Genomic DNA, 6,631 nt, shown 5'->3' with positions numbered 1-6,631 from the left:
TAAATTTTTCAAAGTTCATTAATCTCTGCTTGACTTTTTATTTGCAGACTATTTTCTGACCAGTTGCCACCAAAATAAGCGATTCATTTTCAGGTATCTGCTTTAATTTTACTCTTATTTCAGTATTTTCCTTATCCGAATTACCCCCATATAGAAGGAATACATGATCTGCTTTTTCCTTTAAGGCATCATATAAAAGTTTTGCATGTTCCTTAAATCTTGTCAAAATTACAGGCGTTTGTTTTCTTGCAACACAAGTTATAACATCATTTATGATCATTTCATTGCGCACCTTACTGGTACTAATCAAATTATATGCTTTATCAATATTATCCTTGCTTTCTGCAGTATCAACTACTCTTGTATATCTTGGAACAAAATAATGTCCAATCCCTTGCTCCTTGGCTCTCTCCAATGCAGTAAATCTATGTCTCAAAGGTCCTAGCAGCATATAGATAATCCGATCAAGACTGTCACCACGTTTAGGTGTAGCAGAAACACCATACACGTATTTTGCATTTATTTTTTGTAATAAGTCCATAGATGTGTTAGAAGCTGCGTGATGACATTCATCCATAATTACCATTCCGTAAGAATTAATTCGTTCATTAAATTTTCCTCTGCTGTACATTGAACCAACCATTGCAACATCTATAATCCCTGTCAATGTATTTTTATTTCCATGCAAAACGCCTATCACACTATTTCTTTTTTTCTTTCTTCCTGTTTTTGTTTCATATTCCGGTGGTTCTTCTCTTATCTCTAAGAAATGATTCAATTCATCAACCCACTGATTAAGCAAATCTTTACTTTGCAGCAAAATGAGCGTATTTACTTTTCGCTCTGCAATAAGGTAACTACATACTACAGTCTTTCCAAATGCAGTTGCCGCACTCAGAACCCCATCTGAATGTGATAATAATTTTTCTGCTGCTAATTCCTGTTGCATTCGCAGATCACCTTTAAAAGATACTCTGATAGGTTGTCCTGTTTCTCTTTGATCTGAAACATCAACTGAAATGCCTGCTTTTTCACATTCCTGTATAACATTTTCACGCAGTCCTCTCGGAACCTGTATATATCCATCTATATCCTTACCTAAATATACAGCACTAAAATTATAATAATTAGAATATCCCAGCCTTTTATTTTTGTAAAATTCCGGATTATCAAATGCCGCCAAACTACGAATCTGATTTTGTATTCTTGGCATAAGATTCAGAGTATCTATATAAACTCCATTGCCTAATACCATATGCAGCTTGCCCACAACATCTGAATTACAAAACTCGCATTTCTTCTTCCATGGTTTGGGTCTGACATTCTTCTCAATATTAGTAAGCAATCCTCTGACTTCTGCTAACTCTCTCTGCCATTTTGCCATGCATTGTTCAATATCTTCTATTCCCAGCTTTCTTGTTTTATTAAAAAGGGCATCCCATTGATCAGGATATGCATTCCAATTTTCATCTACAAAAGCACTATTTCCATTTTTAAGCGCCTGTCCCTGTAATGGCAACGCAATCAAATTACCTATGCTGCTTGCCACATCCTGCGAAGGATACATTCTATCATAATAATGAAACGATTTCAGATTGATGGAAGTTGAACCCTTGTCTAACAGGAGAAATCCAAAATTCCTTGCTGTTGCTGCAGGTATTGCCTTTTTAAAGAAAATCCATACATGGGCACCTTTTCCAGATCGAGACCTCTCAACTAAAGGTCTGATACCATTAAGCTCACACATTTTTCTAAGCGCTTCCACTTCTTTATGCCACTCATTATCCGTATTCGCAAAGTCCGTAACCTCTGCTCCTTTTTCGTGATTATCAAAATCAAATACAATAAATCTGCATGTACCATTTGGCAATAAAGGATATACACCTATTACATCTGATCCATCTTCTTTTGTGCCTAACAAATGAGCAATTATTTTTTTTACATCCAAACTAATCCATTTGGTATTTTCACATTCATCACAAATTACCTTCTCTTTACGTTGTTTAGGGCAAAGCCGGTCATTCCAACGATTTGCACATTGTGGAAAATAACCCCCGTTCTTTCCCCGTCTGGCATATACATCTTCTCTTCCCCAAAACATCGAAAAGAAACGTATTGCCATTTTCTCTGTAATATACGGCGGATTTACAATACGATTCCCTTGATCCAGGTCATATTCTTCTGCACTTTCTATTTTTTCTTCAAAAGGATTCACCTCTTCATATGAAATGCCTGCTTTCTTCAATTTATCTTTTAATATCTTGTTCTCATATTCAAGCAACCTAACCATCTTTCTCAACGAATCCGCATCATATGCTTCTATGTTCAAACCTTCCACCTACAATTCTTATTATTTCGTATGTAACTTCTATTTAATGTCCCAACTTTACTTTAGTACTTGTTCTAACCATTCTCAATACTTATTTTTCTTATTGACGCATTTCTCTGTCAATCATATAATTAATACAAAAAACTAGGAGGTGTTCGTATGGCTACATCAAGTATTACTCATAATTTTGTCATATCCAATCCAAACAGCGTAAAGCGTTTTGTCGCAGCAATTGACGAAGCCGACCGTGACCGCACACCAAAGCAGACACTTCCCGGACGTCAGTTGACAAACCCACAAGAAATCTTAGCTTTAATGTCAAAAAAGAAAAAACAAACTCTTGAATATTAAAATTCTTCAATAAAAAATCCTCTAAGACAATAGGTATTTTACTATCTCTTAGAGGATATTTCTTCAAAACTTGTATTTGACGACTTTCTTTCCAGTCCGGAAGGTGCAGATTTTTCTTTTGATAAGCAATACTGAAAATTGTCCTGTTTATATCCTTGTTAAAAATAGGGGAGTTTTTACAGCCCCGAGTTTGTTCATATACATTCATTATTTCTGCATAAATTCAAACACTGCCTCTTTCGTCGGAATCGCAGGGATTCCACCTCTCTTTTGCACACACAATCCAGCAACTGCATTTCCTAAAACAGCACACTTTTTGATTTCTTCCCATTCCATTTTTTCAACATTCTTATTCATAGAAAGGATACTGCATAATACGCCTCCCCAGAATGAATCACCTGCCCCAGTCGTGTCGACTGCATGTGTCTGAAATGCTTTGATGATTTCTTTTCTGCTTTTTGTTGCCATAAGAACCCCCTGTTCTCCCAATGTAATGGCAACCAGCTTTGGTCCCATGGCAAGGAGTTGGTCTGCGGCCTGCTCATAACTTTCGGCCTCTGTCAACAGAATACTCTCTTCATCCGATACCTTCATGACATCTACCAGTTCTATGACAGATTTCATTTTTTTCACTGCACACTCTTTGTTTTTCCAAAGAGACGGGCGGTAATTTGGATCATAGGAAATAAGTACACCCGCTGCTTTTGCCATTTTTACCGCTTCGATCGTTGTACTTTCTGCCGGTTCATCCGTCAGCGATAATGATCCAAAATGAAAAACTCTACAACCTGAAATTAATGTCTGATCCAGTTCTTCTTTTTTTAACTGTGTATCTGCACCCGGTTTTCTTGCAAAAGAAAAATTCCGTTCTCCATTTTCACCGATTTCCACAAATGCCAACGTTGTAAAATAACCCAGGTCTTCAACAATAGCATCTGTATTGATTCCTTCCTTTTGCAATGTCTTCTTTAAAAATTTACCATGCATATCGTTTCCAACTTTTCCAATAAAAGATGTGCGATACCCAAAGTGGCTTGCAACGGTTAGAAGATTTGCCGGAGCACCGCCGGGATTCTGTTCGAACAATTTCCTCCCATCCTGACTGTGTCCTGCTTCTGTAAAATCAATCAGCAATTCTCCCAATGCCACGATATCAACTTTTTCTTCCATTTTTCAGTTCCTCCACAATCTTGTTATAACGTTTTTTATTTAACCGGTAGAAAAACAATACAACCGCAGTCACAATCCAAAGTGCACCTGGAATCGTCGTAAATGCATGTTTCATAATTGAAAGTACAGTTGTATTTTGTGTCTGATTTGCAATATAACCATATTTTCCAAGCAATCCTGCTAAAAGTGCTGTTCCAACTGCCATTCCGATTTTATTTCCAAGTGAAATAAATGCATACTGAAAACCGTCATTTCTAAGTCCAGTTTTCCATTCCCCATATTCCACGCAGTCGGGAATAATTGCATAGATTGCAGTATTAAATCCAGAGAAGAAAAACTGTGTCAGACCAGATAAAGCATAAAAAATGGCTGGTGATTCTTTGGCATTAAAGAAAAACATAATCAGCATGGAAATTCCTGTAAATAAAGCAAAGAGAGATGCTGTTCTTCCTTTGTTATTCAGCTTGCGGAATACTGGTTGAAAACAGGCTGCCCCGATGATAGAAGGAATAATGATGCACATCGAATAAGTTGTGTAGTAGGAGGCATTCCCTTCCACATATGTAAAATAATACAGAATATCTGCGTTTCTACCATATAATGTAAATCCAAATAATATCTGTCCTGCCAATGCAAGAAGATATGGTCTGTTCTGCATGACTGCTTTCAACTGAACCTTTACAGAAATTTTTTCTTTTTCCGGAGTAATCACTGCCTCTTTCGTCTTCGCAAAGCAGAAGAAATGACAGGCTGTAAAAATACATCCATATATGACCGCAACCGTCAGATATCCTGTCTTTGCACTGTGACTGCCGAATTTGCTGATCAGTGGAACTGTGATAATATTTAACACACCAATTGCAATCATCGCTGCAACCGAACGGGATGTATTTATTTTTGCACGTTCATCAATATCCTGTGTCATAGCACCACACAAAGTTCCATATGGAATATTCACACAAGTATACCCCAAAACCAGCAGACAGTATGTAATTACCATATAAATAATCTTTCCATTCTGCGGCCAGTCAGGTCTTGCCCAGAATGTCATGACAAGAAGAATCGCTGTAATTGGTGCCGCTACTAACAGCCATGGACGGTACCGTCCCCATCTCGATTTTGTTTTATCCGTAAGTCCCCCGACGATTGGATCATTGATTGCATCCCAGAATCTTGAAAAAAGCATAAGTGCTGACACCGCCGCCATACTGATTCCGAACACGTCTGTATAAAATATCATCAGAAAATTACTGACGAACATCCAGCTGAAATTACATCCAACATCACCAAACCCATATGCGATCTTACTGATCAGCGGTACTTTTCCATTTTTGTTTTCGCTTCCCATATGTCCCTCCTGTTTTTATCAGAGTTTCTGACAGAACTCTATTTTTTCCTCATTTGGTCCCTTAATCATAAAAAACTTCACACCATTTTCCCAAAATGGCAGTTCTTCGATTCCGTCTGTAATAACTGTGTATTTTTCATTGCAGATTTTCTGATACATACTTTCAATGTCTTCCACATCAAGTGCAACATGCTGGTATGCACCGTCTGACATTGCCGCCTGCCCATTTTCAAAAGTCTCTATACAGTAATTTTTTATCTGTAAAAATGCCACTTTTTCCCCTGCTTTTTCATTATAAGTCTGCATAATTACTTCAAATCCAAGACTCTTATAAAACTCTACTGTTTTCTGTAAATCGTTTGTCGGAAGCCCGACATGGGCAACTCCGACAATTCCATATTTATTTTCCATATACGCTCCTTACTTTTCACTGACATTAATAATTACTTTCATAGTTGTCTCGCGATTGTCATCAATATACTGATATGCCTTCAGATAATCTTTAAAATCAAATGTTTTTGATATGAGCGGTCTCAAATGAACCTTTCCTTCATTCACCAGTCTGATTCCATCTATATAATCATCATGGCGATACATCATCGTGCTCTTAATGTCAAGTTCGTGGTCATTTGCCACCGCAAGATCTATCTCTGCCATTCCAGCAAAAACAGCCACCAATACGATTGTACTTCCTTTTCTTGCATACTTGATTGCCTGTCCCATTGTGATATTATTTCCGGCACAGTCGTAAATCACATCGGCTTTATCCGGTCCAAATGCCTCTATCATCGCCTCACCGAAATCTTTATTTTTGGTATCCTCTTCATACAGCTTCCCCGTTTCATTTGCTTTCTTAGCATACTGATTGAGATTATTACTAATCCTTGTATGTAAAGATATTACCCGGTTCAAATCAGGCCATTCAGGGATTATTACATACCCGTTTATCGCCATCTTCCTGATATACGCACTCATATTTTGAACTCCGGCTTCCTTCATCCGATCATGCAGTATTTCCACCTCCTCTGGTTTAAATTTCACATAAATACCTTTTGAATACTCTTTCACTTTGCATTTCCTCCACTCTTTTTACTTTATTTTTTAGAAATCACTCTATCGGGACAATTGATGACTTTCTAAAATTAGGCAACAAAAAAGCAACCGATGTTACTCGATTGCCATGCTGCCACTTTTACAAGACTATATACGCTCAAAAATTTGTTAGTATTGTACAAACAGTTTTGTGAATAATTCTGTCTATTTTCCATTACAAAATGATAATTGACTTTTTAGAAATAGTTGTTCTCAGATTTTCTACAAAATTAGAAAAAGCCCAAACCACAAGGGCTTGAGCTCCATTTGTACATTCGTATTTTCTGGGTAATCAAAGTTTTTGAGGGGATGTCTTTTTGAGGGTTTAGATTGAGGGGCAA

At 37.2% G+C, this 6,631-nt stretch carries 5 protein-coding genes and 2 pseudogenes; 1 reads left to right on the top strand and 6 read right to left on the bottom strand.

Features of this window, described 5'->3' with window-relative positions; translation table 11 throughout:
- Positions 1-37: 37 nt before the first annotated feature.
- A complete protein-coding gene (locus tag G4407_RS15670; protein WP_243868871.1) occupies positions 38-2,329 on the bottom strand; it encodes a TOTE conflict system archaeo-eukaryotic primase domain-containing protein in 2,292 nt (763 codons plus the stop codon).
- 159 nt (positions 2,330-2,488) lie between these two features.
- Here G4407_RS15670 and G4407_RS15665 point away from each other — a divergent pair, with 159 nt between their 5' ends.
- The gene (locus G4407_RS15665; RefSeq protein ID WP_173689623.1) at positions 2,489-2,680 is read left to right on the top strand and encodes a hypothetical protein; all 192 of its coding nucleotides are present in this window, start codon (positions 2,489-2,491) and stop codon (positions 2,678-2,680) included.
- Between the two features lie 207 nt (positions 2,681-2,887).
- On the opposite strand, the gene G4407_RS15660 is transcribed toward G4407_RS15665, so the two are convergent.
- The 5 genes and pseudogenes from G4407_RS15660 to G4407_RS17205 form a co-directional block, all read right to left on the bottom strand.
- The gene (locus G4407_RS15660; protein ID WP_173689622.1) at positions 2,888-3,850 is read right to left on the bottom strand and encodes a carbohydrate kinase family protein; all 963 of its coding nucleotides are present in this window, start codon (positions 3,848-3,850) and stop codon (positions 2,888-2,890) included.
- On the bottom strand, positions 3,834-5,198 hold the full coding sequence (locus G4407_RS15655; RefSeq protein WP_173689621.1) for an MFS transporter: 1,365 nt from the start codon (positions 5,196-5,198) through the stop codon (positions 3,834-3,836). Before G4407_RS15655 ends, G4407_RS15660 begins: the two co-directional genes overlap by 17 nt.
- Positions 5,199-5,216: 18 nt before the next feature.
- On the bottom strand, positions 5,217-5,609 hold the full coding sequence (locus G4407_RS15650; RefSeq protein ID WP_173689620.1) for a VOC family protein: 393 nt from the start codon (positions 5,607-5,609) through the stop codon (positions 5,217-5,219).
- Positions 5,610-5,618: 9 nt separating this feature from the next.
- A pseudogene (locus tag G4407_RS15645) lies at positions 5,619-6,047 on the bottom strand (zinc-binding dehydrogenase); the annotation flags it as partial.
- Positions 6,048-6,056: 9 nt separating this feature from the next.
- Positions 6,057-6,239, bottom strand: a pseudogene (locus tag G4407_RS17205) (plasmid mobilization protein); the annotation flags it as partial.
- Between the last annotated feature and the right edge of the window lie 392 nt (positions 6,240-6,631).

Origin of the sequence: Allocoprococcus comes (assembly GCF_013300725.1) — a bacterium.
Taxonomy (GTDB): Bacteria; Bacillota; Clostridia; order Lachnospirales; family Lachnospiraceae; genus Allocoprococcus; species Allocoprococcus comes_A.
Note: the sequence above shows the minus strand (reverse complement) of the source record. Positions and strands in the feature narration are given on the sequence as shown.